The sequence below is a fragment of the Stenotrophomonas sp. SrG genome, from assembly GCF_050031795.1.
GTDB classification, from domain to species: domain Bacteria; phylum Pseudomonadota; class Gammaproteobacteria; order Xanthomonadales; family Xanthomonadaceae; genus Stenotrophomonas; species Stenotrophomonas rhizophila_A.
Genome location: NZ_JBNBBE010000356.1, coordinates 1 through 263 on the forward strand (window position 1 = coordinate 1; position 263 = coordinate 263).

At 73.8% G+C, this 263-nt stretch carries 1 protein-coding gene; it reads left to right on the forward strand.

The genetic code is table 11. The features are described 5' to 3' along the window. Nucleotides 1-32: 32 nt before the first annotated feature. Nucleotides 33-263, forward strand: a 231-nt coding sequence (locus ACQG3P_RS20085; RefSeq protein WP_426806027.1) for a VIT domain-containing protein, incomplete at its 3' end; no start/stop codon positions are given.

The window sequence follows — 263 nt, forward strand, 5'->3', positions numbered from 1 at the left end:
GGTTGGTGCGGTGGGGGGGCGGGGGAGCGGGCGTGCCGACGGCGGCAGCGCAGCGCTTGACCGCGCCGCGGCTGCAGGTGGCCGGTGCGGAACAGCCGGTGCAGCTGGAGCAGGCGCGCATCGACAGCCATGTGGCGGCCGGTCGGGCCGAGACCCGCATCGAACTGGTGTTCCGCAACCCGAACCGGCGCGTGCTGGAGGGGGCGCTGGTATTCCCGTTGGCCGAGGGCCAGCAGGTGACCGCGTTCGCGCTGGATATCGAC